Annotated in this window: 26 protein-coding genes and 1 pseudogene; 11 read left to right on the top strand and 16 right to left on the bottom strand. The window is 60.7% G+C overall.

Going from position 1 to position 26792, the window contains the following annotated elements; all coding sequences use genetic code 11:
• Positions 1–39: 39 nt before the first annotated feature.
• From ACTJK9_RS11270 to ACTJK9_RS11250, 5 genes are all read right to left on the bottom strand, one after another.
• Positions 40–786, bottom strand: a complete 747-nt coding sequence (locus ACTJK9_RS11270; protein WP_003227527.1) for a YebC/PmpR family DNA-binding transcriptional regulator — start codon at positions 784–786, stop codon at positions 40–42.
• Positions 787–911: 125 nt separating this feature from the next.
• Entirely contained in the window at positions 912–2687 is a 1776-nt protein-coding gene (gene aspS, locus ACTJK9_RS11265) for an aspartate--tRNA ligase (protein WP_064599001.1), read from the bottom strand.
• Between the two features lie 108 nt (positions 2688–2795).
• The gene (locus ACTJK9_RS11260) at positions 2796–3017 is read right to left on the bottom strand and encodes an FmdB family zinc ribbon protein (protein WP_007951210.1); all 222 of its coding nucleotides are present in this window, start codon (positions 3015–3017) and stop codon (positions 2796–2798) included.
• Between the two features lie 113 nt (positions 3018–3130).
• Entirely contained in the window at positions 3131–3478 is a 348-nt protein-coding gene (locus tag ACTJK9_RS11255) for a ribbon-helix-helix domain-containing protein (protein WP_085610809.1), read from the bottom strand.
• Positions 3479–3723: 245 nt separating this feature from the next.
• On the bottom strand, positions 3724–4194 hold the full coding sequence (locus ACTJK9_RS11250; RefSeq protein WP_007951212.1) for a Dps family protein: 471 nt from the start codon (positions 4192–4194) through the stop codon (positions 3724–3726).
• A gap of 308 nt (positions 4195–4502) precedes the next feature.
• Here ACTJK9_RS11250 and ACTJK9_RS11245 point away from each other — a divergent pair, with 308 nt between their 5' ends.
• A complete protein-coding gene (locus tag ACTJK9_RS11245) occupies positions 4503–5105 on the top strand; it encodes a cold-shock protein (RefSeq protein WP_011335647.1) in 603 nt (200 codons plus the stop codon).
• Between the two features lie 94 nt (positions 5106–5199).
• Here ACTJK9_RS11245 and ACTJK9_RS11240 read toward each other — a convergent pair whose 3' ends face one another.
• From ACTJK9_RS11240 to ACTJK9_RS11230, 3 genes are all read right to left on the bottom strand, one after another.
• Positions 5200–5406 (bottom strand): SlyX family protein, encoded by a 207-nt coding sequence (locus tag ACTJK9_RS11240; RefSeq protein ID WP_039766003.1) that lies wholly within the window; start codon positions 5404–5406, stop codon positions 5200–5202.
• A gap of 3 nt (positions 5407–5409) precedes the next feature.
• Positions 5410–5835 (bottom strand): HIT family protein, encoded by a 426-nt coding sequence (locus tag ACTJK9_RS11235; RefSeq protein WP_440813852.1) that lies wholly within the window; start codon positions 5833–5835, stop codon positions 5410–5412.
• A 462-nt stretch (positions 5836–6297) separates the two neighbouring features.
• On the bottom strand, positions 6298–6651 hold the full coding sequence (locus ACTJK9_RS11230; RefSeq protein WP_143492867.1) for a hypothetical protein: 354 nt from the start codon (positions 6649–6651) through the stop codon (positions 6298–6300).
• 75 nt (positions 6652–6726) lie between these two features.
• On the opposite strand from ACTJK9_RS11230, the gene ACTJK9_RS11225 reads away from it, so the two are divergent.
• The gene (locus ACTJK9_RS11225; RefSeq protein WP_085606620.1) at positions 6727–8073 is read left to right on the top strand and encodes an OprD family porin; all 1347 of its coding nucleotides are present in this window, start codon (positions 6727–6729) and stop codon (positions 8071–8073) included.
• A 122-nt stretch (positions 8074–8195) separates the two neighbouring features.
• Here the strand turns inward: ACTJK9_RS11225 and ACTJK9_RS11220 are convergent, their stop codons facing one another.
• Both ACTJK9_RS11220 and ACTJK9_RS11215 read right to left on the bottom strand, forming a co-directional pair.
• A complete protein-coding gene (locus tag ACTJK9_RS11220; RefSeq protein ID WP_064599011.1) occupies positions 8196–9035 on the bottom strand; it encodes a mechanosensitive ion channel family protein in 840 nt (279 codons plus the stop codon).
• A 138-nt stretch (positions 9036–9173) separates the two neighbouring features.
• Positions 9174–9659: a YajQ family cyclic di-GMP-binding protein gene (locus tag ACTJK9_RS11215; RefSeq protein WP_011335651.1), complete on the bottom strand. Its 486-nt coding sequence runs from the start codon at positions 9657–9659 to the stop codon at positions 9174–9176.
• 140 nt (positions 9660–9799) lie between these two features.
• Between ACTJK9_RS11215 and ACTJK9_RS11210 the strand changes: the two genes are divergently transcribed.
• Genes ACTJK9_RS11210 through ACTJK9_RS11200 form a run of 3 tightly spaced genes read left to right on the top strand, consistent with a single transcriptional unit; the run spans position 9800 to position 13387 of the window.
• Positions 9800–10717, top strand: a complete 918-nt coding sequence (locus tag ACTJK9_RS11210; RefSeq protein WP_440813847.1) for a putative 2-dehydropantoate 2-reductase — start codon at positions 9800–9802, stop codon at positions 10715–10717.
• 45 nt (positions 10718–10762) lie between these two features.
• Positions 10763–12799 carry a sensor histidine kinase gene (locus ACTJK9_RS11205; protein WP_085610811.1) on the top strand — a complete coding sequence of 679 codons (2037 nt, stop codon included), beginning with the start codon at positions 10763–10765 and terminating at the stop codon, positions 12797–12799.
• A gap of 3 nt (positions 12800–12802) precedes the next feature.
• Entirely contained in the window at positions 12803–13387 is a 585-nt protein-coding gene (locus tag ACTJK9_RS11200; protein WP_440813844.1) for a cob(I)yrinic acid a,c-diamide adenosyltransferase, read from the top strand.
• A 136-nt stretch (positions 13388–13523) separates the two neighbouring features.
• On the opposite strand, the gene ACTJK9_RS11195 is transcribed toward ACTJK9_RS11200, so the two are convergent.
• From ACTJK9_RS11195 to secA, 4 genes are all read right to left on the bottom strand, one after another.
• Positions 13524–14468 carry a Nudix family hydrolase gene (locus ACTJK9_RS11195; protein WP_440813843.1) on the bottom strand — a complete coding sequence of 315 codons (945 nt, stop codon included), beginning with the start codon at positions 14466–14468 and terminating at the stop codon, positions 13524–13526.
• Positions 14465–15097, bottom strand: a complete 633-nt coding sequence (locus ACTJK9_RS11190; protein ID WP_440813840.1) for a glutathione S-transferase family protein — start codon at positions 15095–15097, stop codon at positions 14465–14467. Before ACTJK9_RS11190 ends, ACTJK9_RS11195 begins: the two co-directional genes overlap by 4 nt.
• A gap of 62 nt (positions 15098–15159) precedes the next feature.
• Entirely contained in the window at positions 15160–16377 is a 1218-nt protein-coding gene (argJ, locus tag ACTJK9_RS11185; protein WP_039765981.1) for a bifunctional glutamate N-acetyltransferase/amino-acid acetyltransferase ArgJ, read from the bottom strand.
• 122 nt (positions 16378–16499) lie between these two features.
• On the bottom strand, positions 16500–19238 hold the full coding sequence (gene secA / locus ACTJK9_RS11180) for a preprotein translocase subunit SecA (protein WP_221397999.1): 2739 nt from the start codon (positions 19236–19238) through the stop codon (positions 16500–16502).
• A gap of 307 nt (positions 19239–19545) precedes the next feature.
• Between secA and ACTJK9_RS11175 the strand changes: the two genes are divergently transcribed.
• On the top strand, positions 19546–20001 hold the full coding sequence (locus ACTJK9_RS11175) for a DUF721 domain-containing protein (protein ID WP_085610816.1): 456 nt from the start codon (positions 19546–19548) through the stop codon (positions 19999–20001).
• A gap of 11 nt (positions 20002–20012) precedes the next feature.
• On the opposite strand, the gene ACTJK9_RS11170 is transcribed toward ACTJK9_RS11175, so the two are convergent.
• Entirely contained in the window at positions 20013–21500 is a 1488-nt protein-coding gene (locus ACTJK9_RS11170; protein ID WP_440813836.1) for a helicase HerA-like domain-containing protein, read from the bottom strand.
• Positions 21501–21687: 187 nt separating this feature from the next.
• Between ACTJK9_RS11170 and ACTJK9_RS11165 the strand changes: the two are divergent.
• The 5 genes and pseudogenes from ACTJK9_RS11165 to ACTJK9_RS11145 form a co-directional block, all read left to right on the top strand.
• Positions 21688–22719: pseudogene (locus ACTJK9_RS11165) on the top strand (HAMP domain-containing protein); the annotation flags it as partial.
• 93 nt (positions 22720–22812) lie between these two features.
• Positions 22813–23577 (top strand): methyl-accepting chemotaxis protein, encoded by a 765-nt coding sequence (locus tag ACTJK9_RS11160; RefSeq protein WP_371855245.1) that lies wholly within the window; start codon positions 22813–22815, stop codon positions 23575–23577.
• A gap of 159 nt (positions 23578–23736) precedes the next feature.
• Entirely contained in the window at positions 23737–24849 is a 1113-nt protein-coding gene (locus tag ACTJK9_RS11155) for a glycosyltransferase family 4 protein (protein ID WP_085610818.1), read from the top strand.
• Positions 24842–25618 (top strand): DUF2334 domain-containing protein, encoded by a 777-nt coding sequence (locus tag ACTJK9_RS11150; RefSeq protein ID WP_440813834.1) that lies wholly within the window; start codon positions 24842–24844, stop codon positions 25616–25618. The genes ACTJK9_RS11155 and ACTJK9_RS11150 overlap by 8 nt, the downstream gene beginning before the upstream one ends.
• Positions 25615–26613: a lysylphosphatidylglycerol synthase transmembrane domain-containing protein gene (locus ACTJK9_RS11145; RefSeq protein WP_236190296.1), complete on the top strand. Its 999-nt coding sequence runs from the start codon at positions 25615–25617 to the stop codon at positions 26611–26613. The genes ACTJK9_RS11150 and ACTJK9_RS11145 overlap by 4 nt, the downstream gene beginning before the upstream one ends.
• Here the strand turns inward: ACTJK9_RS11145 and ACTJK9_RS11140 are convergent.
• Entirely contained in the window at positions 26597–26773 is a 177-nt protein-coding gene (locus ACTJK9_RS11140) for a hypothetical protein (protein ID WP_007951232.1), read from the bottom strand. The genes ACTJK9_RS11145 and ACTJK9_RS11140 overlap by 17 nt on opposite strands.
• Between the last annotated feature and the right edge of the window lie 19 nt (positions 26774–26792).

Here is a 26792-nt window from a genome sequence, read left to right as displayed (position 1 = left end):
CGCGAGCAAGCCCGCTCCCACCGTGAAGCCTAGCCGCTCTTAGCCTAACTGAGCGGCCACGTCTTCCGGAATGTCCGCATTGGAATAGACGTTTTGCACGTCATCCAGATCCTCAAGCATATCGATGAGCTTGAGCACCTTCTCGGCGCCCTCCAGGTCCAGTTCGGCGCTGGTGGTCGGCTGCATGACGATTTCCGCGTCATCACCCTTGAAGCCAGCAGCTTCCAGGGCATTGCGCACTGCGTAGAAACTGGTGAACGAGGTGAACACGTCGATCGAGCCGTCTTCGTGGCTGACCACGTCGTCGGCATCGGCTTCAAGTGCCGCTTCTGTCAGTGCGTCTTCGTCGACACCCGGTGCAAAGCTGATCTGGCCCTTGCGTTCGAACAGATACGCCACCGAACCGTCGGTACCGAGGTTGCCGCCACACTTGCTGAACGCGTGGCGCACTGCCGCTGCGGTACGGTTGCGGTTGTCGGTCATGCACTCGACCATCACCGCTACGCCACCCGGGCCGTAACCTTCGTAGGTCAGCTCCTCAACATTGTCGGCCTCGGTCGCGCCGGCGCCACGGGCCACGGCGCGGTCGATGATGTCCCGGCTCATGTTGGCGCCCAGCGCCTTGTCCAGCGCCAGACGCAGACGCGGGTTGGAGCCCGGATCACCGCCGCCCTGACGGGCCGCCACGGTCAGTTCGCGGATCCACTTGGTGAAAATCTTGCCTCTCTTGGCATCCTGGCGTTCTTTGCGGTGCTTGATGTTCGCCCACTTGGAATGACCTGCCATAACTCGCTCCGAATTCTCTTGAACCAATGCCCGCCATGCATTCGCATCGGCCAGCAAAAAAATCTTGTTTTCAATCACTGCAGAAAGAAAAAAGGCGCATCCGAAGATGCGCCTTCAGGCCCGTCTTACTCGGCCTTTGGCGTTTCGCGCAAACGAATGTGCAATTCGCGCAATGCCTTGGCATCCACTACACCCGGCGCCTGCGTCATCACGTCGGCAGCACTCTGGGTTTTCGGGAAGGCGATCACTTCACGGATCGACTGGGCGCCGGTCATCAGCATCACCAGACGGTCCAGACCGAAGGCCAGACCACCGTGCGGCGGCGCACCGTATTTCAGGGCGTCGAGCAGGAAGCCGAACTTCTCTTCCTGTTCCGCTTCGTTGATGCCCAGCAGACGGAATACCGCCTGTTGCATCTCCTTGCGGTGGATACGGATCGAACCGCCACCCAGCTCGGTGCCGTTCAGCACCATGTCGTAGGCACGGGACAGAGCGCCCGCCGGGTTGGCTTCCAGCTCTTCCGGCGAGCACTTCGGCGCGGTGAACGGGTGGTGCAGCGCCGAGAAGCTGCCGTCATCGTTCTCTTCGAACATCGGGAAGTCGACGACCCACATCGGTGCCCACTCGCAGGTCAGCAACTTGAGGTCGTGACCGAGCTTGATACGCAGCGCGCCCAGGGCTTCGCTGACGATCTTGGCCTTGTCGGCGCCGAAGAACACGATATCGCCGTCGACTGCACCGACGCGATCGAGGATCACGTTCAAGTTGGCTTCCGGGATGTTTTTCACGATCGGCGATTGCAGACCATCAACACCGGCAGCACGCTCGTTGACCTTGATGTACGCCAGGCCCTTGGCACCATAGATGCCGACGAACTTGGTGTAGTCGTCGATCTGCTTGCGCGGCATGCTCGCCCCGCCTGGAACGCGCAGTGCGGCGATACGGCATTTCGGATCGTTGGCAGGGCCGCTGAAGACCTTGAAATCCACTTCTTTCAGCTGATCGGCCACGTCGACCAGCTCCAGCGGGTTACGCAGGTCCGGCTTGTCGGAACCGTAACGGCGCATGGCTTCTTCGAACGTCATGTGCGGGAATTCGCCGAATTCCAGACCCAGCACTTCCTTGAACAGGTTGCGGATCATGCCTTCGGTCAGGCCCATGATGTCTTTTTCGTCGAGGAAGCTGGTTTCGATGTCGATCTGAGTGAACTCAGGCTGACGGTCGGCACGCAGGTCTTCGTCGCGGAAGCACTTGGCGATCTGGTAGTAGCGGTCGAAGCCGGCGACCATCAGCAGTTGCTTGAACAGCTGTGGCGATTGCGGCAACGCGAAGAACGAACCGGCGTGGGTACGGCTCGGCACGAGGTAGTCGCGCGCGCCTTCTGGCGTGGCACGGGTCAGGATCGGTGTTTCGACGTCGAGGAAGCCGTTTTCGTCGAGGTAGCGACGGATGCTGGTGGTCATGCGCGAACGCAGACGCAGCTTCTCGGCCATTTCCGGACGACGCAGGTCCAGGAAGCGATAGCGCAGGCGGGTTTCTTCGCCGACGTCGGAGAACTCGTTCAGCGGGAACGGCGGGGTTTCCGACTCGTTCAGCACTTCCAGCTCGTAGCCCAGCACTTCGATCATGCCCGACGCCATGTTGGCGTTAGTGGCACCGGCCGGACGCAGACGCACCTTGCCGGTGATCTTCACCACGTATTCGCTGCGCACGCGATCGGCGGCGGCGAAGCTCTCGGCGCGATCCGGATCGAACACTACCTGGGCCAGACCGTCACGATCACGGATATCGAGGAAAATCACCCCGCCGTGGTCGCGACGACGGTGAACCCATCCGCAAAGGGTAATTTCCTGGCCTTCCAGGCTTTCGTTCAGTTGGCCGCAATAATGGCTGCGCATCATGGTAGTGGTTCGCTTCTCGTAATTCGAAATTCGGTGGAGATCCCGCTGCACTCAAGCACTGTGCAACTTGTGGAAACTCGCGCGTGTCGTTCGACCTGGGTCTGAACCCTAGTCAGATTTGTCGCCACCGGCCAGGTTCTTCTTCGCGCCGGTCTTGAAATCGGTTTCGTACCAGCCACTGCCGCTGAGGCGAAAGCCCGGCATGGACAGCTGCTTCTTGAGTTCCGGCGCCTGGCAGGCAGGGCAATCGACCAGTGGTGCGTCGCTGATCTTTTGAATGGCTTCCAACTGATGACCACAGGAAGCACATTGGTAATCGTACATCGGCATGGGGTTGTCTCGGCAATCAGATTGCCAGCACGCGCAGGGCTGTGCGGCGAAAGGGCGGGATTATAGCCATTAAATGCGGCCTGTGCAGCCGGAAGACTGCACAGGCCGTCTCGTCAGTGACACCCCCCGTTATTGATCCCGGGAGAATCCCGCAGGCCGTGCACCACACACACCACCCGCACCAGACCGCTGAAGTTTTTCACCCCGCCATGGCGCAGGTGCACTTCACGATCAACGCGGGACAACAGCGTGCCGACCGAACAGCAATTGTCCTCGGCCATCCGGCCCAGAATGTTCCAGTAAACCTGCTCCAGCCGCATGCAGGTCGCGAACCCGTTCAAACGTACCGATCGGGACGACGGCCGGATCAACTCCATGTCGAATCCGCCGAGAAAGGGCTCCACGATTTTCTCTTGCTGCGAACCGCCAGCGATCTCTATTCGCCTGTCTCCACCTTCCATATCGTTGACACTCCTTTGCCATTTCTGCGCTTGTTTTCAAGGCAACATCCTGTGACCTCATTAAAAGCGCAGGCGCAAAGGCAGATCCAGATGACTTTTTGACCATCCGCGTAGGATAAGCCAACGCGATACGGAGGATCATGGAGCGGTGGGGCGTCTTCCTTGCTTCCTACATTCGCGAATGACTTTTCCGGGCAAAAAAGAGAACAGCGCACGAATGAAGTGAGTCCGTGCGCCTTCCGCCGTCAGGCCTCGAGCAGTGCGCGCAACATCCACGCGGTTTTCTCGTGAACCTGCATACGCTGAGTCAGCAGGTCGGCGGTCGGCTCATCGCTGACTTTATCCAGCAGGGGGAATATCCCCCGCGCCGTGCGAGTGACTGCCTCCTGACCCTCGACCAATTGTTTGATCATGTCCTCGGCACTCGGCACCCCCTCTTCCTCTTTAATGGAAGACAGCCGCGCATAGGTCGCGTACGCGCCCGGGGCGGGAAAACCCAGGGCCCTGATACGTTCGGCAATCGAATCCACCGCCAGGGCCAGTTCGTTGTATTGCTCCTCGAACATCAGATGCAGGGTCCGGAACATCGGCCCGGTGACGTTCCAGTGGAAGTTGTGGGTCTTCAGATACAGCACGTAGGTGTCCGACAGAAGGCGCGAGAGCCCTTCGACGATGGATTTGCGGTCTTCTTCACTGATACCGATATCGATTGCCATGTTTACCCCCTAAAGGCGATTGAATTCATCCAACAGGTGCCGCTGCACTGTAGCAAGGCCACCCCCGCCCCGCAGCCCCCGCATGACCCCGATAGACGCGACAAATCGTCCGACGCCTGCCGCTGGCCGGCGTAATTTGAGTACCCGCAGGCTTTGCTGTTAAATAGACAGTGTGTCGCTACGCCCCGTTTTCCGGGCCTGCGCATAGGCTGATGCCGGGTACGTGTCCAACGCCTCTTTATTGTTCCGAAGCGAACCGTGCGCCTTCAGCTCTTCCTTGTGAGCCGTCATAACGTGAGTCAATAAAAATGTTGAAAATCGTCCACCTGCTAATGGGCGCAGCAGCCTTGCTGCTGTCCTTCATACCTAGCCTGAAGTCCGAAGCGGTACCTTACCTGCAACAACCCGATGCACTTTACCTGGCCTTTTTCGGCCTGCTGAACCTGATCCTTGCGCCAGTCATCCCTTACTGGAACAAAGGTCCGCGCCAGCATCTGCAAAACCTGGTCAGCGCCTTGCTGGTCCTGACCGTCGTCCTGCAAACCCTGACCCTGATCGCGCCGATGCCTGTCATCGCCGGCCAGCCAGCCGTACTGTTCAGCCTGGTGATTGCACTGGTTGCCGTGGTCCTGCACCTGGCCGTCAGCTTTTATAAATCCTCACCGGCCGCCGCTACGCAAAGCTACGACATGAGCAACCGCGATACCGGCACCGTCAAGTGGTTCAACACCTCCAAGGGCTTCGGCTTTATCTCCCGGGATTCCGGCGATGATATTTTCGTGCACTTTCGCGCCATCCGTGGCGAAGGCCACCGCGTTCTGGTCGAAGGCCAGCGCGTGGAGTTCTCGGTGATGAACCGTGACAAGGGCCTGCAGGCCGAAGACGTGATCGCCGCCCTGCCGCGTCGCTGATTCACGCCTCCCGGCAATAAAAAACCGCGAACAGCCTGGCTGTTCGCGGTTTTTTAATGCGCGCTTTTTTCACGGAAGCATGCCCGCACACCTCTCAATAGTGTGGCGGCGGCGCGTCTTCCTCAAAGGATCCGATCTGGCCGACCATCTCTTCCTGACGCTTGAGTACAGCTGCCATCTGCAATTGCAGACGCTCAACCACCCGCTGCTGCTCCACCAGCACATCGTTCAATGCCTGAATGGTGTCGTCCTGAAACGCCAGGCGGCTTTCCAGCTCGGTAACACGTTGTTCGAGGCTCATCACTCAGCCCTCCAGAAAGGTGAAATCGTCGTCCAGCACCAGACGCAGGCGCTCGCGGATCGCGGCCACTTGCTCGGCACTGTAAGGCTTGGCGGGGTGCTTGCCCCAGACCGGCGCCGGCCAGGCGGCATCGTCCCGTTTACGCACGATGACATGCATATGCAGTTGGCTGACAACATTACCCAGGGTCGCGACATTCATCTTGTCGGCGTCGAAGGAGTCCTTGAGTACCTCGGCCAGGGCTGTGGTTTCCTGCCACAAGCGCTGCTGGTCGGCGACATCCAACTGAAACAACTCGCTGATATCGTCGCGGCGTGGCACCAGGATGAACCACGGGTAGTTGGCATCGTTGGACAACAGCAGTCGGCAGAGCGGGAAATCGCCGATGGTCAGGGTGTCCTGTTGAAGTCGTGAATCTAAAGCAAACACTGCGCGCACTCCCGGCGGTTGACCTGTTTTCAGCTTAGCGCCCCACTGCGAAAGCAGCGCGCCAAACGACTGGACGGCAGCATACCTGCGATTGTGGAGTCCTTCACGGCGAATGCGCTACTGCAAGGATTTCCAGCGCCCCGGAATGAGCCATTTGCAGCATGAGCGCACCAGTACGGAACCTGCCAATGAACACGGCGCAAGGACCGGGTCATATCGTGGCGTTTACGGCCCTTCAACCGCTCAACTGTATGAATTCAGTACAGCCATTGAAATTTTTTGCACCAAAACCGCACAGCACGTCTACGCTCAGTGCGTCGGGCATCCGCCGAATACTCACTGACGGGGTGAACCGGTAACGTTTTTGGTTGTCGCGCTGCGACTTTCAGGGAGCAACACCATGCGAAGGATGGCGTCAAGCCTGTTCGAAAGACCCTCGAACCCCCCGGTTTTATGAGGTTTTTACAGCATCAGACGAGCACCTTGAAAAAAACCGGAACAATTCAGCGGTTTGTGCACGCTTGTTGCATTCATACCCATATGGACTATAAGCGCACCACAAGAAGTGGATGCCTTGAGCCCCATAAAAACAGTGGCAGGGTTGCCCGATGGAGATTCAAGCGTTTTGCCAAGGGACTCTTTTTTACCGATGCTCAAGCTCTGTAAAACAGCGCTGAAGTTGTCAGTCCCATTGCATTTGGACTGTAAATTTGCGACATCTACCAAGCCGTTTGCGACACGCTCGTAAAGAAGCTGAAAGGTTGGATTCGCAAGTATCGCCAACATGGTCGGCGTGATATAAGTTTGCGCCGACACAAAAAGAAAGAGCCGCCCAGATAATAAAACAGGTGGGACGGCAGTACTCTTCTAAAACCAAAGGAGCAAATCACGATGCGCGTGATGAAGTGGAGCATGATCGCACTGGCAGTTGCTGCAGCAGCCAGTACTCAAATGGCTACGGCCGCCCCGTTTGTAAGTGACCAGGCTGAAGCGAAAGGCTTCGTTGAAGACGCGAAAGCTGACTTGCTGATTCGCAACTATTACTTCAACCGTGACAACAAAGACGGTGCCCGTGACGTTAAAGACTGGACCCAGGGTATCTGGGGCAACTTCAGCTCCGGTTACACCCAAGGTACTGTTGGCGTCGGCGTTGATGCGTTCGGCTACCTGGCCATCAAACTGGACGGCGGCGCCGGCACCAGCGGCTCCGGCAACATGAGCCGCAGCAACGAATTCAATGCAAACGGTTCCCGCGACCCTGACGACAGCCAAGGCAAAGCCGGCGCTGCCATCAAGTTCCGCGTATCGAAAACCGAGCTGAAAATCGGTGACATGCAGCCTAGCACCGCTCCGGTGTTCGCTGTCGGCGGCTCCCGTATCCTTCCGCAAACTGCCAGCGGTTTCCAACTGCAGAGCAGCGAGATCAAAGACCTTGACCTCGAAGCCGGTCACTTCTACTCGGCAACCAGCCAGGACCGCAACTCCCGTGAAGGCGGTCTGTACGCGACCTACGCCGGCGTTGAAGCCAACACCATCGACTACTTCGGTGGCAAGTACGGCATCACCGAAAACCTGAGCGCATCGCTCTACGGCGCCAAACTGGAAGACATCTGGAACCAGTACTACGCCAACGTGAACCTCACCACTCCGTTCGGTGGTGACACCTCGCTGAACACCGACTTCAACATCTATCGCACCACCGACACCGGTAGCGCGAAAGCCGGTGACATCAGCAACACCGCGTTCTCCCTGGCCACCGCTCTCTCGTTCCTGAAAGCGCACACCATCACCCTGGCCTTCCAGAAGGTCAACGGCGACACTCCGTTCGACTACATCGGCGTGGGCAAGAACAACCGTGGCGGCGACTCGATCTTCCTCGCCAACTCCATCCAGTACTCTGACTTCAACGCCCCGGGCGAGAAGTCTGCCCAGATCCGTTACGACATCAAGATGGCCGAGTACGGCGTTCCAGGTCTGAGCTTCATGACCCGCTACGTTAAAGGCTGGGACATCGACGGCACCCACACTCCAGCAGGCAGCGCCTACGCTGGTCTGTATGGCGAAGATGGCAAACACAACGAAACCAACTTCGAAGCCAAATACGTAGTTCAGTCTGGCCCGGCCAAAGACCTGTCCTTCCGTATTCGTCAAGCCTGGCACTTCGCTAACGCCGACGAAGGCGAAGGCGATACCAAAGAGTTCCGTCTGATCGTCGACTACCCGCTGTCGCTTTTGTAATCGCACCGAGTTAGTTGCAGTAACAAAACAAAAAGGCCCATCTTCGGATGGGCCTTTTTATTGCCTGTCACTTGTAATAGATGCCTGACCGATAAGTCAGGCAATTAATTAGCAACCTATCATTACACTGCCGATTCCTGAACCACACGAATCACTCGTTGTGGAAAAGGAATATCAATGCCTGCAGTCTTTAAACGATCACGCGACTGTTCGTTAAACATGAACATCACATCCCAGTAATCCGCAGTTTTAACCCATACCCGCAGGGAAACAGTGATCGAACTGTCACCCAGTGTCGAAATAACGGCCTGAGGTGCCGGATCCTGCAGAACGCGCTCATCCTTGGCCAGATCCAGCAGCACCTGACGGGCCTTTTGCAGATCGGCTTCGTAATCCACACCTACATCAAACACAACCTTGCGCGTTGGCTGACGGTTGGTGTTGGTGATGATGCCGTTCGACAGGTTGCCGTTCGGGACAATGATGGTCTTGTTGTCGCCAGTGCGCAGCACGGTGTGGAAAATCTGAATGCTGTCGACGGTACCCGCCACACCCTGAGCTTCGATCCAGTCACCGATGCGGAACGGACGGAACAGCAGAATCAGCACGCCGCCGGCGAAGTTCGCCAGGCTGCCCTGCAACGCCAGACCGATGGCCAGGCCGGCCGCACCGATTGCCGCGACGAACGAGGTAGTCTCGACGCCGATCATCGACGCCACGCTGACGATCAGCAGCACCTTGAGAATGATGTTGGCCAGGCTGCTGATGAAACCTTGCAGCGCCAGGTCGGCATTGCGCAGGGCCAGCAGGCCGCCGAGCTTTTGCGTGACCTTGTTGATCAGCCACCAGCCGATGGCCAGGGTAATCACCGCCAGCAACACACGGCTGCCGTATTCCATGATCATCGGAATCCACGCCTGGGACGCCTTGACCAGGTTGTCCACCTCAGCATTCAAATCCATCTTTTATCTCCTGATTGCCGGCTTCCCGGGCTGTAAAAAACCAGCGGCAGAAAGACCGAACCGAACAGGGCTCAATCGTTTCTGCCGTCGCTTGGGCCTCGGACGCATTAAACGCCGAGAGGTTCCCGACCGAAAAGCTTAGTCGCGGAAGTTGTTGAACTGCAGTGGCATGCCAAATTCCTTGGCACGCAGGGCCGCGATGGCTTCCTGCAGGTCGTCACGCTTCTTGCCGGTCACACGTACCTGCTCGCCCTGAATGGCGGCCTGCACCTTGAGCTTGGCTTCCTTGATGTGGCCGACGATTTTCTTCGCCAGTTCCTTGTCGATGCCTTCCTTGAGGACGGCGTCCTGCTTCATCAGCTTGCCCGAGGCGAAGGAGTCTTTGACTTCGAGGCACTGCACGTCGATCTTGCGCTTGACCAGGGCCAGCTTGAGGATCTCGATCATCGCTTCCAGCTGGAAATCGGCTTCAGCGGTCAGGTGGACGGTCAGGTCCTTTTCCTTGTATTCGAAGCTGCCCTTGCCTTTCAGGTCATAACGACGATCGAGTTCCTTCACGGCGTTCTCGACCGCGTTGGTGAGTTCGTGTTTGTCCAGTTCGGATACCACGTCGAACGACGGCATGTAAGTTCTCCAATAAAAAGGCGCGCTCGTACGGGACGCGGCGCGCTTGGCTTGCGGTTAAAATCGGGCTCATTATAACGGGTCTTTTCCCACCGACACGGCGAGCCTTGCATGCCAGTACCTTACCGAGTGAAAAACTGATGTCCACCCCCTGGCACGTCCTCGGCGCCGGAAGTCTCGGCACGCTCTGGGCCACACGCCTGGCCCGGGCCGGCCTGCCGGTTCGGTTGATCCTGCGCGACATTGACCGCTTGCACGACTATGCGACGGCGGGCGGCCTGACCCTCGTCGAGCAAGGCGTGGCCAGCAGCTACGCCATCCCTGGCGAAACCCCGGACAGCCCCGAACCGATCCGCCGCCTGCTGGTGGCCTGCAAGGCCTACGACGCCGATACGGCCGTAGCCGGGCTTGCCCATCGCCTGGCACCGGACGCCGAACTGATCCTTTTGCAGAACGGCCTCGGCAGCCAGGAAGCGGTCGCCGCGCGAGTCCCGCAGGCCCGCTGTATCAGCGCCTCCAGCACCGAAGGCGCTTTTCGCGACGGCGACTGGCGCGTGGTGTTCGCAGGCCATGGCTACACCTGGCTAGGGGACGCCGGTCATCCGGTAGCACCGATCTGGCTGGACGATCTCGAGGCGGCGAAAATCCCCCATGAATGGAGCGCCGACATCCTCACCCGTCTGTGGCGCAAGCTGGCACTCAACTGTGCAATCAATCCGCTGACGGTGCTGCACGACTGCCGCAACGGCGGCTTGCAGCAACATCACTGCGAGGTCGCCACCCTGTGCGGCGAACTGACCGAACTGCTCGAACGCTGCGGGCAACCGGCCGCGGCGGACAACCTGCAACAGGAAGTCGAACGGGTGATCCAGGCCACGGCGGCGAATTTCTCGTCCATGTACCAGGACGTGGCCAGTAAACGCCGCACCGAGATCAGTTATCTGCTCGGCCACGCCTGCAAGGTTGCAGAGCGTCATCAGTTGAACCTGCCTCATCTCAAGCAATTGCAGGAGCGCCTGAGCGCTCATCTGCACAGTCTCGGATTGCCCGTCGACTGAGCAGCGGCTACGCTGGCCACTTGTTCCTTTGCTGCGATAAACCTGATGCCATTGCGCCAGCGTCTTGAAAACCTGCCGGTCGGCCAGAAATTGTTGGCCGCCCTGCTGGTGCTGTTGACCACTGTGTTGCTGGTCGCCAACCTGACCTTTATCAGCGCCGCCTATTACATCTCCCAGGAAAGTATGGCCCCCCAGGCGTTGCAGACCATCGGCCGGCTGGTGTCGAACCCGAGCCTGGTGGCCGACGCCTTGCAGTCGCCACAAAGCGCCGAGCGTTTGCTCAAGGAGCTCGACAGCTATTCCCCGCTGCGTGCCGCCGCGCTGTATGACGGCAAGGGCGAACGCTTGGCGCAGTTGCAGCACGGCGACAAACTCAACCTGCCGGAACGCTACCGGCACATCGAAGCCTGGCAACTGACCGAGTTCCGCAGCAACCAGTTGATCACCCTGCCCCGCCCCGGCACCGCACCGGGCCACCTGTTGCTGGTGGCCAGCAGTGAACTGCCGGTGGCGTTCTACACCGGCACGCTCACCGCCAGTCTGGGGATTCTGATTTTCAGTGTGCTGCTGTGGCTGGTCATCGCCCGGCAGATCAAGCGCCTGATCACCCGGCCGATCCATCAGCTCGAAGAACTGTCCCGCCAGGTCACCCGCGAAGAGAACTACGCCCTGCGCGCCTCCCGGGGCAACCATGACGAAATCGGCAGTCTGGCCGAAGCGTTCAACACCATGCTCTCGCGCATCGAGGCCCGGGAGCAGCAACTCAAGCGCGCCCGCGATGACTCGCAAGCCGCCTACGATCAGGCCCAGGGTCTGGCTGAAGAAACCCGCCACACCAACCGCAAGCTGGAACTGGAAGTCCAGGTGCGCAGCAAGATCGAAAAAAAACTCACCGGGTTCCAGAACTACCTCAACAGCATCATCGACTCCATGCCCTCGGCGCTGATCGCCCTCGACGAACAGCTCTACGTCACCCAATGGAACCAGGAGGCCAGCGCCCTTTCCGGTACCCGGCTGGACGAAGCGCTCAACCAGCCGATCTTCCTCGCGTTCGAGCCGCTCAAGCCGTTCCTGCCGCAACTCAAGCAGACCGTCGAACAGCACACGGTGGCGAAAATCGAGCGGGTGACATGGTTCAAGGACGACGAGCCCAAGCACTACGCCCTGACCTTCTATCCGTTGATGGGCGGTGCCGGACGCGGCGTGGTGATCCGCATCGACGACATCACCCAGCGTCTGTCGCTGGAAGAAATGATGGTGCAGTCGGAGAAAATGCTGTCGGTCGGTGGCCTCGCCGCCGGCATGGCCCACGAAATCAACAATCCGCTGGGGGCGATCCTGCACAACGTGCAGAACATTCGCCGACGCCTGTCGCCAGACCTGCCGAAGAACCTCGAGCAGGCCGAGCAACTGGGCATCGAACTCGATACCGTGAACCGCTACCTGCAAGGCCGGGAAGTCCCGCAACTGCTCGACGGCATCCAGCAGGCCGGTGCGCGGGCGGCGAAAATCGTCACCCACATGCTCAGTTTCAGTCGCCGCAGCAACCGCCAGATGGCGCCGTGCGACCTGCCGGCGCTGATCGATCAAGCCGTGGAGATCGCCGGCAACGACTTTGACCTGGCCATCGGCTTCGACTTCAAGGGTCAGGCTATCATTCGCCAGTTCGACCCGGCGCTGGGCCCGGTGCCCGGCACTGCCAACGAACTCGAACAGGTGCTGCTGAACCTGCTGAAAAACGCCGCGCAGGCGATCCACCAGCGCGAAGATGACAGCGAGCCAGGGCGAATCACCCTGCGCACCCGTCTCAATCCACCATGGGCCGAGATTCAGGTCGAGGACAACGGCATCGGCATGAGCGAGAACGTGCGCAAGCGCACCTTCGAACCGTTCTTCACCACCAAGGAAATCGGCCAGGGCACGGGGCTCGGGCTGTCGGTGTCGTACTTCATCATCACCAACAACCACAAAGGGCAGATGGAAGTGCAGTCGGCGCCAGGGCAAGGCACCTGCTTCACCCTGCGCCTGCCACTGGCGCAACCGGCGCCCATCGCCGCCGAAACCAATCTACTACCGAGGTAAACCATGGGCTTTCGCTTGTCGAAGATCTACACCCGCACCGGCGACAAGGGCGAAACCGGACTGGGCGACGGCCGCCGGGTACCCAAGGATCACCCGCGCATCGAGGCCATTGGCGAGGTCGATACGCTGAACAGTCAGGTGGGCGTGCTGCTGGCCGGGTTGATCGCCGAGCGCGAAGCCTGCCCGGGGCTGAATGAGTTGATCGATGTGTTGGCGCCCTGCCAGCACCGTTTGTTCGACCTTGGCGGTGAACTGGCGATGCCGGAGTATCAGGCATTGAACACAGCAGAAATCGAACGGCTGGAAGCCGCTATTGATGTCTGGAATGAAGAATTGGGGCCGCTGGAGAATTTCATTCTGCCGGGCGGTTCGATGCTGATTGCCCAGGCCCATGTCTGTCGCAGCCTGGCGCGCAGTGCCGAGCGGCGTTGTCAGCATTTGAATGCGATCGAACCGTTGGCCGGGGTTGGCCTGGCGTATATCAATCGCTTGTCGGATCTGTTGTTTGTGGCGGCGAGGTTGATTGCGCGGCGCCAGGGTATCGCCGAGATTCTGTGGCAACCGGCGGCGAAACCTTCAGAGGTGTAGCGCCGATCAGGACGCCTTCGTCGGAACGCCGCCCGGAGCAAGCCCGCTCCCACAGTTGATCGAGTTCCTCCTGCGGCAATGCAATCAACCGTGGGAGCGGGCTTGCTCGCGAAGGGACATCAGCCTCAATAAAGAATCAGGCCTCAGGCCAGAACGCTCGAATCCCCGCCACACCCTGAGCCCCGGCATTCCACGCTTGTTCACGCTCCGCCGGTCCGACTCCGCCCAGCAGAAACACCGGCTTGCTGAAACCTTCGATCAGCGTCGATGCCTGCTCCCAGCCCAACGGCTGCGTATCCGGGTGAGTCAGGGTCGGTTGCACCGGCGACAGGGTCACGAAATCCACACCCATCTGCTCGGCCAGTGCCAGTTCTTCAGCGTTGTGGCAGGACGCCGCCAGCCAGCGCTCCGCCGGCAGCGGACGCCCCGCAGCCGCATACTTGCGCAACTGTGCCGAGGTGATGTGCCAGCCGGCGGCCGGGAAATCGCCCAGCCACTCGAACGGGCCCTTGATCATCAACTGCGCCTTGCCGGCGCACAGGCCGACCGCATCCACCGCCAGATCGCGGTACTTCGGGTCATAACCATTGGGCGCACGCAGCTGGATCAGCTTGATACCGCCGGCAATCGCCTTCTGGATACCGCGCAGCAAGGCCGGGGTTTCCAGGTCTTCCGGGGTGATCAGGTATTCAGCGGGCAGACGCGCCGCCGCGACGATCGGCTGGTTGGCCGCCGGGAATTCGTAATCCGTCAGCGCTCTGGCAGAAACCCAGGCCAAAGGCTGGCCTTCGGCGCCATGAGGTTCGCCGGTGAAGCTCGACACTTCCCAGACATCCAGCAACACCTGCTTGTCCGGATAATCGTGGCGCACCTTGATCAGCGGCCGGGCGGCGCCGACGACGATGCCCAACTCTTCGTGCAGCTCGCGGGCCAGGGCGGTCTGCACCGACTCGTCGGCTTCGACCTTGCCACCGGGAAATTCCCAGAGGCCGCCCTGATGCTGGGTATCGGCACGGCGGGCGATCAGAATTTTGCCGCTGCCATCACGAATGACGGCGGCGGCGACGTGTACGCGTTTCACGACTGCAATTCCTCCAGTCCGGCCTTTTGCCAGGCCTTGAAGGCTGGCCATTGGTAGACGGTTTCAACATAGGCTTGATCATCGGCCGGCAGCTTGACCTGATAGGTGCGCAGACGCACGGCAATCGGGGCGAAGAACGCATCGGCCAGCGACACCCGACCAAACAGGTAAGGCCCCGGTTCGTTCGCGGCGGCGCGGCATTCGGCCCACAGCGCGAGCATGCGTTCGATGTCGACCTTCACTTCCGGCGGCACCGGGTTGAGCGGCGCGTCATGGCTCAGATTGAACGGCATGTGGTTGCGCATGGCGAAAAAGCCGCTGTGCATCTGCGCGCAGGCGGATCGCGCCTGGGCTCGGGCGAAGATATCGGTCGGCCAGAGTTGCTCGGAAGGAAACTGTTCGGCCAGGTATTCGGCAATCGCCAGCGAATCGGCAATGGTGCCGCGGGCGGTTTTCAGCAGCGGCACCTTGGCGGTCGGCGAATGGTTAAGCAACCGCTCGCGGGTGTCGGGCTTGCCGAGTTTGACCAGTTCTTCGGTGTAGGGCGCGCCGGTCAGTTCAAGCGCCAGTGCCGCGCGCAGGGACCAGGAGGAAAGCAGTTTGTCGCCGATGATCAGGTGAAGGCTCATGTTCGGGTCCTTTCATGGGACAGAAGAAAAGGAGGTCCGCAGACCTCCTTCTTCGGCAGGGATCAGGTGCGGTATTCGGCGTTGATCTTCACGTACTCGTGGGACAGGTCGGTGGTCCAGATGGTTTCGCTGCAATCGCCGCGACCCAGTTCGATACGGATGGTGATTTCTTCCTGTTGCATCACCGCCGAGCCCTGGGCTTCGGTGTAAGTCGCGGCGCGGGCGCCACGGCTGGCGATGCACACCTCGCCAAGGAATACGTCGATCTTGCTTACGTCCAGGTCCGGCACGCCGGCCCGACCAACGGCAGCGAGGATTCGGCCCCAGTTCGGGTCGGACGCAAACAGTGCCGTCTTGATCAGCGGCGAGTGGGCCACGGTGTAGCCGACGTCCAGGCATTCCTGGTGATTGCCGCCGCCGTTGACTTCAACGGTCACGAACTTGGTCGCGCCTTCGCCGTCACGCACGATGGCCTGGGCCACGTCCATGCACACCTCGAACACGGCTTGTTTCAGCTTGGTGAACAGCTCGCCTTCGGCACGGGTGATTTCCGGCAGCGCAGCCTTGCCGGTGGCGATCAGCATGCAGCAATCGTTGGTCGAGGTGTCGCCGTCGATGGTGATGCGGTTGAACGACTTGTTGGCGCCGTCCAGGATCAGGTTGTGCAGCACGTCGCGAGAGACTTTGGCGTCAGTGGCGATGTAACCGAGCATGGTCGCCATGTTCGGACGGATCATGCCCGCGCCCTTGCTGATGCCGGTGACGGTGATGGTCACGCCGTCATGCTGGAACTGGCGGCTGGCGCCTTTTGGCAGCGTGTCGGTGGTCATGATGCCGGTGGCGGCGGCTTCCCAGTTGTTTTCCGACAGGTCGTCCAGCGCGGCCTGCAGGGCGCCTTCGATCTTCTCGACCGGCAGCGGCTCGCCGATCACGCCAGTGGAATACGGCAGGATCTGGCTGGCATCCACGCCGGTCAGTTCAGCCAGTTTGGCGGTGGTGCGCTCGGCAGCAGCCAGGCCCGGTTCGCCGGTGCCGGCGTTGGCATTGCCGGTGTTGGTCAACAGGTAGCGCACAGCGTTCTGCACGCGTTTCTTGGCCAGGATCACCGGCGCTGCACAGAAAGCGTTCAACGTAAACACGCCCGCCACGGTGGAACCTTCGGCGCAACGCATCACGACGACATCCTTGCGCCCCGGGCGCTTGATGCCGGCCGAAGCGATACCGAGTTCAAAACCGGCAACCGGGTGCAACGTTGGCAAAGGACCAAGACCAACAGCCATGAATGCGCTCCTTACTCAATGATGTCAGCACCGCCAAGCGTAGTGACGGTGGTGTAAATGGCAAAACGCCGCGACGGCTGGTGCCGGTCGCGGCGCGGGTATTTCAGCGATTGAAACGGGTTTTACTGGATCTGCCCGTGGCAATGCTTGAATTTCTTGCCCGAACCGCAGTAGCACAGTTCGTTGCGGCCCAGCTTCTGCTCGTTGCGCACCGGGGCGGTGGCGAGGGCCACATCGACCTCTTCACCGACCAGTGCTTCCGGTTGATCCAGACCTGGCGCTTCAGCGTGTTCGAACTGCATGCGGGCGGCCAGTGCTTCGGCTTCCTGACGCAGGCGTTGCTCTTCCTCGGCCGGATCTTCGCGGCGAACCTGAACGTGCGACAACACACGGATCGAGTCGCGCTTGATCGAATCCAGCAGCTCGGAGAACAGCGTGAAGGACTCGCGCTTGTATTCCTGTTTCGGGTTTTTCTGCGCATAACCACGCAGGTGGATACCGTGACGCAGGTGATCCATGGTCGACAGGTGGTCTTTCCACAGGTCGTCCAGAACGCGCAGCACGATCTGCTTCTCGAACGAGCGCAGGGCTTCGGCGCCAGCCTGGTCTTCTTTTTCGTTGTACGCGGCGATCAGCTCGTTCATCAGCTTTTCGCGCAGGGTTTCTTCGTACAGGTGATCGTCTTCGTCGAGCCATTGCTGGATCGGCAGTTTCACGCCGAAGTCGCTGGCGATCGACGCTTCCAGACCGGCCACGTCCCACTGCTCTGGCAGCGATTGCGGCGGAATGTGCGCGCTGACGGTGGCGTTCAGAACGTCCTGGCGGAAGTCAGCGATGGTTTCGCCGATGTTGTCCGCAGCCAGCAACGTGTTACGCATGTGATAGATCACTTTACGCTGTTCGTTGTTGACGTCGTCGAACTCGAGCAGTTGCTTGCGAATGTCGAAGTTGCGGCCTTCAACCTTGCGCTGTGCCTTCTCGATGGCGTTGGTCACCATGCGGTGTTCGATCGCTTCGCCAGGCTGCATGCCCAGGGCTTTCATGAAGTTCTTCACCCGGTCGGAGGCGAAGATACGCATCAGGCTGTCTTCCAGCGACAGGTAGAAGCGGCTGGAACCGGCGTCACCCTGACGGCCGGCACGGCCACGCAGCTGGTTGTCGATACGACGGGATTCGTGACGCTCGGACGCGATTACCTGCAGACCGCCGGACTCCAGCACTTGCTGGTGACGCTTCTGCCAGTCGGCCTTGATCTGGGCGATCTGTTCAGGGGTCGGGTTTTCCAGCGACGCGACTTCAACTTCCCAGTTGCCGCCCAACAGGATGTCGGTACCACGACCGGCCATGTTGGTAGCGATGGTCAGTGCGCCCGGACGACCGGCCTGTGCGATGATTTCAGCTTCTTTTTCGTGGAACTTGGCGTTCAGAACCTTGTGTTCGATGCCTTCCTTCTCGAGCAATGCGGACATGTGCTCGGAGGTTTCGATGGTCGCAGTACCCACCAGCACCGGACGGCCGGCGGCCATGCTTTCCTTGATGTCATTGACGATCGCCGCGTATTTCTCTTCGGCGGTCAGGAACACCAGGTCGTTGTAATCCTTACGGGCCAACGGCTTGTTGGTCGGGATCACGATGACCTGCAGGCCATAGATCTGATGGAATTCGAACGCTTCGGTGTCGGCGGTACCGGTCATGCCGGACAGCTTTTCGTAGAGGCGGAAGTAGTTCTGGAACGTGGTCGATGCCAGGGTCTGGCTCTCGGCCTGGATGTTCAGGCCTTCCTTGGCTTCGATAGCCTGGTGCAGACCTTCTGACAAACGACGGCCGGGCATGGTACGGCCGGTGTGTTCGTCGACCAGCACGACCTGACCGTCCTGCACGATGTATTCGACGTTGCGATGGAACAGCTTGTGCGCACGCAGACCGGCATAAACGTGAGTCAGCAGGCTCAGGTTATGCGCCGAGTACAGGCTCTCGCCTTCGGCCAGCAGACCGATGCTGGTCAGTTGGTCTTCGATGAACTGGTGACCGGCTTCGTTGAGTTCGACCTGACGGGTCTTCTCGTCGACGGTGTAATGGCCTTCCTGGGTGACTTCGCCTTCGACTTCTTCGACGTGCAGCTTGAGTTTCGGGATCAGCTTGTTGATCTCGATATACAGCTTGGAGCTGTCCTCGGCCTGACCGGAAATGATCAGCGGAGTACGCGCTTCGTCGATGAGGATGGAGTCGACTTCGTCGATCACGGCAAAGTTGAGTTCGCGCTGGAATTTCTCTTCCATGCTGAACGCCATGTTGTCGCGCAGGTAGTCGAACCCGAATTCGTTGTTGGTACCGTAGGTGATGTCGGCAGCGTAGGCGGCGCGCTTCTCTTCCGGCGGCTGGAACGGCGTCACGATACCGACGCTCAGACCGAGGAATTCATACAGCGGACGCATCCAGTTGGCGTCGCGGCGGGCCAGGTAATCGTTCACGGTCACAACGTGCACGCCCTTGCCGGACAGCGCGTTGAGGTAAACGCCCAGGGTACCCACCAGGGTCTTGCCTTCACCGGTGCGCATTTCGGCAATCTTGCCTTCGTGCAGGGTCATGCCGCCGATCAGCTGGACGTCGAAGTGGCGCATGCCCATGACACGCTTGCCGGCTTCGCGGGCGACCGCAAAGGCTTCCGGCAACAGCTTGTCGAGGGTCTCCCCCTTGGCAATGCGGTCCTTGAACTCTGCGGTCTTGGCGCGCAGTTGATCGTCCGAGAGGGCGACCATCTTCTCTTCGAAGGCATTGACGAGCTGCACCGTCTTGAGCATGCGTTTGACTTCACGCTCGTTCTTGCTTCCAAAAAGTTTCTTTAACAAAGGCGCAAACATATCGGCAGGATCTTCCACACTAAAGGGATGGAGGGCGGCCCCGTGAGTCGCCCGTGCAGCCCTCATGGCCGCATGCGAACGAGCATTCTACCCGGAAACGGTGGTGAGGAAAGTGGGGATATTCCACGATGCTGGCACTGCGCTTTGACGGGGCTCACTTAAAATAGGGGCGTTTTGCTCAACTTCAAGCCGTACAGGGAAGAAGTTAGTCGTTGATTTAATGGGCAAAGCAGGGACAAAAGCAATGGGCGAGTGAAATGGGTGCCATCTGCTACCATGGCGCCTCTGTCACTTCAGGTCCTAGATCATGGCATTTCGCCCTCTCACAGCCAGAGCGCCCGCCGTTCTGCTACGCGAAGCCAGGCCGTTGAAAGCCATCCTCGGTCATGCCCAGCGTCTGGCCCATCTGCAACGTCTGCTCGAAAGCCAGCTGCAACCTGCCGCCCGCGCGCACTGCCACGTGGCCAAGTGGCGCGAAGGCGAGCTGCTGCTGATCGTCACCGACGGCCATTGGGCTACGCGCCTGCGCTATCAGCAGAAACGCCTGCAACGGCAACTGCAGATGTTCGATGAGTTCGCCAATCTGACACGGATCAAATTCGCCGTGCGGCCACCGACCCTCCAGCGCGAGGCGAACGGGCCGACGATCGACCTGTCGACGGATGCGGCGGCGACCATCCAGGCTACCGCCGACGGGATCAGCGATCCGAATCTGCGAGCGGCACTGGAACGACTGGCCGCCCACGCCAAACCTAAACCCTGAGCCTTGGTTGATCAGCGGCGTTTGCTGCCCCCGAGCAATGACCCCATCAGACCGCGCACCAACTGTTTACCCAGCGAATTCGCTGCCTGGCGCATCGCCGACTTGAGCGCCTGCCCCGCGGCCGTACCAAGGAACTCCCCAGCCTTGTCCGCCAGGCTCGGCTCCTCAATCGCCGGTTTGCCCGACGCCGCTTCCGCCTCCGGTCCCAGCCCCTTGCGGCCCATCAGAATTTCATAGGCCGACTCGCGATCGATCGGCCTGTCATAACGGCCCTTGAACGGCGAACCGGCAATCAGCATCGTGCGTTCGGTCTCGGTCAACGGTCCGATCCGCGATTGCGGCGGTGCCACCAGCACCCGCTGCACCATTTCCGGCGTGCCCTTCTCTTGCAGCGTGCCGACCAAAGCCTCGCCGATCCCGAGTTCGGTGAGCACCGATAACGTGTCGAACGCCGGATTCGGCCGGAAGCCATCCGCCACCGCCCGCAGGGATTTCTGTTCCTTGGCGGTAAATGCGCGCAACCCATGCTGAATCCGCAGCCCCAGTTGCGCCAGCACATCGTCCGGCAGGTCGCCCGGCGACTGGGTGACGAAATACACGCCCACACCTTTGGAACGGATCAGCCGCACCACTTGCTCCAAGCGTTCCTGCAACGCCTTGGGCGTGTCGCCGAACAACAAATGCGCCTCATCGAAAAACAGCGCCAGCAACGGTTTGTCGGCATCGCCGCGCTCCGGCAGTTGCTCGAACAGCTCGGCCAGCAGCCACAGCAGGAAGGTCGCGTAGACCTTCGGCGCCTCATGCACCAGACGACTGGCATCGAGCAGATGAATGCGGCCGCGACCATCGGCGGTCGGCTGCAGAATGTCCTCCAGTTGCAGCGCCGGCTCGCCGAACAACGCCTCGGCGCCCTGCTGCTCCAGCGTGGCCAGACGCCGCAACAGCGCCTGGCTGGAGCCGGTGGTGAACAGCGCCGCGTCTTCGCCCAACAGCTGCGGATTGTCCTTGAGGTGATTGAGCAGCGCTTTCAGGTCTTTGAGATCCAGCAGCAACAGGCCTTCGCGATCCGCCACCTTGAAAGCGGCGTACAGCGTCGATTGCTGGCTGTCGGTCAGCTCCAGCAGGGCGCCGATCAGTAGCGGGCCCATTTCGCTCAGCGTGGTGCGCAACGGATGACCGGACTGACCGTGAATGTCCCACAAGGTCACGGGATACGCCTGAGGCTTGTGATTGAGCCACGGCATGCCGGCGATGCGCTCGGCAATCTTGCCCTGGGGATTGCCGGCAGCACCGAGGCCGCACAGGTCGCCCTTGACGTCGGCGGCGAACACCGCGACGCCGGCGTCGCTGAACGCCTCGGCCAGACGCTGCAAGGTGACGGTCTTGCCGGTACCGGTGGCCCCGGCCACCAGCCCGTGACGGTTGGCCAGGCGCATGGCCTGGGCGATGGGTTGCCCGGCGAGGTCGGCGCCGATTACGAGTTGCAAGGAGTCAGGCATTTGGTCACCCAATGGTTAATCTTTGTCGAGCATGGCCGATAGCTAAAGGTGACAGATGCGACTGACATCCGCATCGGAGATTTCCCTAAGGAGAAGCGGAAATACCTGCTTGTACTCATCAAGCCCACCTAGCGAGCATCTATAGAAGCACGCCCTGAATAATAAGACCTTAGCGGAACCCCAAGCCATGAACAAAAATCTGCGTTTCAGCCATAAAATTTTGCTTGCCGCCGCCCTCATCGTCATTGCCGCCTTCGCCTCGTTCACGCTGTACAACGACTGGTTGCAACGCAATGCGATCCGCGAGGACCTGGACAATTACCTCAACGAGATGGGCGAGGTCACCGCCGACAACATCCAGACCTGGCTCAGCGGGCGCATCCTGCTGATCGAGAACGCTGCCCAGAACATCGCCATCAATCCCGAGCCTGCCGCCGTCGCCAGCCTGCTGGAACAGAAAGCCCTGACCTCGACCTTCATGGCGTCCTACCTCGGCGATGCCACCGGGCACTTCACCATCCGCCCGGATGCGAAGATGCCGGACGGTTTCGATCCGCGCGTTCGCCCCTGGTATAAAGGTGCGGAAAGCAGCAGCACCTCGACCCTGACCGAACCGTACATCGACGCCGCCACCGGCCAGACCATCATTTCCATCGCCACTGCCGCGAAAAAGGCCGGCCAGAGCGTGGGCGTGGTGGGCGGCGATCTGAGCCTGCAAACCCTGATCAACACCCTCAGCGCCCGGGACTTCTCCGGCATGGGCTACGCGTTCCTGGTCAGCGCCGACGGCAAGATCCTGGTGCACCCGGACAAGGCCCTGGTGATGAAATCACTGAAGGATGCCTATCCGCAGGACACGCCGCGCATCAGCAGCGACTTCACTGAAGTCACCGTCGACGGCAAGACCCGCATCGTCAACTTCACCCCGATCAAAGGCCTGCCGTCGGTGAACTGGTACATCGGCCTGTCGGTGGACAAAGACAAAGCCTTCTCGATGCTCAGCGAATTCCGCACCTCGGCCGTGATCGCGACCGTGATTGCAGTGGCGATCATCATTGCCCTGCTCGGCATGCTGATCCGCATTCTGATCCAGCCGCTGCATGTCATGACCCGCGCCATGGAAGACATCGCCGACGGCGAAGGCGACCTGACCAAGCGCCTGACCATTCAGAACCAGGACGAATTCGGCGTGCTCGGCACGGCGTTCAACCGTTTCGTCGAACGTATCCACGGCTCGATCCGCGAAGTGTCGTCGGCCACCGGCCAGGTCAACGAAGTCGCCCTGCGGGTAGTCGCGGCCTCGAACTCGTCGATGTACAACTCCGACCAGCAAGCCTCGCGCACCAACAGCGTGGCGGCGGCGATCAACCAGCTCGGCGCCGCCGCCCAGGAAATCGCTCGCAACGCCGCACAAGCCTCGACCCAGGCCAGCGACGCCCGTGGCCTGGCTGAAGACGGCCAGCAAGTGGTGGAGCGCAGCATCAAGGCGATGAATCAACTGTCGAGCATGCTCAGCGCATCCAGCAGCAATATCGAATCGCTGAACAGCAAGACCGTGAACATCGGCCAGATCCTGGAAGTGATCACCAGCATTTCCCAGCAGACCAACCTGCTGGCGCTCAACGCGGCCATCGAGGCAGCACGTGCCGGTGAAGCCGGGCGCGGATTTGCGGTGGTGGCGGACGAGGTGCGCAACCTCGCCCACCGCACCCAGGAATCGGCGCAACAGGTGCAGACCATGATCGAGGAACTGCAAGTCGGCGCCCGCGAATCCGTCAGCACCATGAGCGACAGCCAGCGACACAGCCAGGACAGCGTGGACATCGCCAACCTCGCCGGCGAGCGCCTGAACAGCGTGACCCAGCGCATTGGTGAAATCGACGGGATGAACCAGTCGGTGGCGACCGCGACCGAGGAACAGACTGCCGTGGTCGAGTCGATCAACGTGGATATTACCGAGATCAATACGCTGAACCAGGAAGGTGTCGAGAACTTGCAGGCGACGTTGCGTGCCTGCTCGGATCTGGAGCAGCAGGCTTCGCGCTTGAAGCAACTGGTTGGCAGCTTCCGCATTTAAAGCCGTTCTGCCGGTCGTCTTCGTCGGTTCATTGCCATCCGACGAAGACGACCGGCAATCCCTCCGAAACCGACCTTGCGCCCCACCGCGAAACCCCGACCGAACATCTATTCTTGATAAAGGTCAACCAAGGGAGATCACTGCGGAGGGACGTTCACCGTGCATATCGCTGACATCACCATGTTCTACGCCCCGGCCAGCGGCGGCGTGCGCACCTATCTGGATGCCAAGCACCGTCGGCTGGGGGTCAAGCCCGGCATCCGCCACAGCCTGCTGATCCCCGGGGCGGATTTTGGTGAGTCTGATGGCGTTTATACGGTTCCCGCCCCTGCCCTGCCCTTCGGCAAGGGCTATCGCTTTCCCCTGCGCCTGGCCCCTTGGCGAAACGTCCTGCAGGATCTGCAACCCGATCTGATCGAAGTCGGCGACCCGTACCTCACCGCCTGGGCCGCGCTCGATGCACGGCGACAACTGGATGTGCCGGTGATCGGTTTCTACCACTCGGACCTGCCGCTGCTGGTGGGAAACCGCATGGGCCATTGGGTCACGCCAAATGTCGATGCGTATGTGCGCAAGTTGTACGGCAACTTCGACCGGGTGCTGGCGCCCAGCCAGGTCATGGCCGACAAGCTCAGCAGGCTGGGGGTACGCAACGTATATGTGCAGCCACTGGGCGTTGACCTTCAGACCTTCCACCCGGATGCCCGCGACGCTGGATTACGCGCCGAGCTGGGGATCGCCGAGGACACGCGCCTGCTGATCTTTGCCGGTCGCGGTTCCAAAGAGAAAAACCTGCCGGTGCTGCTCGATTGCATGAAACGCCTGGGGCCGCGTTATCACCTGCTGCTGGTCGGCTCGTCGATGCCGGCGTCCGTCCCGGACAATGTCAGCGTGATCGATCGGTTCTGCCCGGCCGCCCAGGTCGCGCGGTTGATGGCCAGCGCCGACGCGCTGATCCATGCCGGCGATCAGGAAACCTTCGGTTTGGTGATCTTGGAGGCCATGGCTTGTGGCATTCCGGTGGTGGCGGTGGCGGCAGGAGCGTTCGAGGAAATCGTCAGCGAATCCTGCGGCCTGCTCTGCGCGCCGAACAATGCGCAAGCCATGGCCAATGCCGTGCGCGAACTGTTCAGTCGCGGGACTGACGTACTCGGTCGACAGGCACGCCAACATGTCGAACGGTATTACGCCTGGGACACGGTGGTCGACAGCCTGCTGAGCCATTACCACGCGGTACTCGGCGATTCGGTTCCTCGGGTGGCCAATGGCTGAATTTCACGAACGTCCGGCGGTAATGCTGGTGCTGCATGACGTAGCACCCTCCACATGGGCCGATTATCGAGCCTTCGTCGAAGCCGTTGACCGGTTGGGCAATGTCCCGATGACGTGGCTGGTGGTCCCGGACTTCCATCGCCACGATGCCCTTGAGGCCCACCCCGAGTTCTGTCGAATGCTCGACCAGCGCGTCGCACGCGGCGATGAACTGGCCCTGCACGGCCACTTTCATGAGGACACCGAGCCCGGCCCGCGTACTGCTCGCGACTGGTTCATGCGCCGGGTCTACACCCATGAAGGCGAGTTCTATCAGTTGTCCCGTGAAGCCGCCCTCGCCCGCCTGCGCCCGGGCATCGATCTGTTTCGACGCCACGGCTGGCCGCTGCACGGTTTCGTGGCCCCGGCCTGGTTGATGAGCGCCGGCACCCGTCAGGCACTGCGCGAATTGCCGCTGCGCTACACCAGCGATCCACAGCATCTTTATCACTTGCCGGATTTCGCGGCGGTCGAGGCCCCCGGACTGGTGTGGAGCGCGCGCAGCGCCTGGCGTCGCGGTGTGTCAAAGATCGTCAACGAACAGCGAGAGCAGCGCTGGCGTCAGGCGCCGGTGATTCGTCTAGGCTTGCACCCGGTGGACATGCGTCACCGCTTTTCCCGGGATTACTGGTGGCGCACCCTTGAACGACTGCTGGCGGACGGACGCGTGCCCATGACCAAAATCGACTGGCTGACACGCCAGCGCACTCAAGCCGAGCGTGCCGCTTGAGTCGCGGCATTCTGCTGCTGATCGGCCTGCTGGTGGCCGTGGCGGTTCCTGTCCTGCTCGGCGGCGGCGAGACCTGGGAGCGCCTGCAGGCTTTCCCGCTGAATTGGCTGTTGATCATGTTCGCCATGGTGCTGCTGTGCTGGGGCATCAACACCCTGCGCCTGCGGCTGCTGCTCGGCGATCAGCGAGACCGGGTCACGCCCGTGAAAAGCCTCGGGGTGGTGATGGCGGCCGAATTCGCCTGGTGCGCCACGCCCGGCGGTAGCGGAGGGCCGTTGACGATCATGGCGCTGCTGGCGCGCAGCGGCGTGCGCCCGGCCCGGGGCAGCGCCGTGTTTGCGATGGATCAGTTGAGCGATCTGCTGTTTTTTCTCTGCGCCCTGAGCGGAATTCTGATCTACGCGCTGTTCCAGCATCTGAGCGATCGTATGGAATGGCTGCTGATTGTCAGCGCCGTGTCATTGTCCGGGGGCTTGCTGAGCTGCATATTGGTCGCGCGCTATCACCGCCGTTTGATCCGCTTGAGCGGACGACTGCTGGCCGGGATGAACATCGAACCGCGAACTCGACGGCGCTGGGCGCGGCAGTTACTGCACTTTCTGGCAGCTTTCACCGATGCGCTGAAGTTGCCCTGGGCGACATTGATCAAGGTGTTCGTCCTGACCTGCGTGCATTGGTCGCTGCGATACAGCGTGCTGTATCTGGCGTTGCGCGGGCTGGGGACGGATGTGCAGTGGGCCTGGACCTTTCTGATCCAGATGCTTTCGCTGGGAGCGGGGCAATTCAGCCTGTTGCCGGGCGGTGCCGGTGCAGCGGAATTGACCTCGGCGGCGCTTCTGGCGCCGATGGTCGGCAAGTCCACCGCGGCGGCGGCGATCCTGATCTGGCGGGTGGTGACGTATTACTTCTATCTGCTGGTGGGTGGCCCGGTGTTTCTATTGATGCTGGGCCGGCCATTGCTGAAAAAGCTGCTGAGCGTCAGACAGGCTTCTTGAGGTCATCCTCTTCGTCCTTGAGCTGTTCCCACAGTTCGGCAGCACCGGGAAACTCCGTGCCGTCCTCCGGGCTCAGGTCATCCGGGTCATAGCGGCTCAGGCAGCCCTCGCCCAAGGTGGCGGGTGCCTTGGAAGTGGCTTTGTCCAGTGGATCGCTCATCGGTCATTCCTCACGGTCC

It is taken from the genome of Pseudomonas sp. 22082, from assembly GCF_052046055.1.
Classification (GTDB): Bacteria; Pseudomonadota; Gammaproteobacteria; order Pseudomonadales; family Pseudomonadaceae; genus Aquipseudomonas; species Aquipseudomonas pharyngis.
Note: the sequence above shows the minus strand (reverse complement) of the source record. Positions and strands in the feature narration are given on the sequence as shown.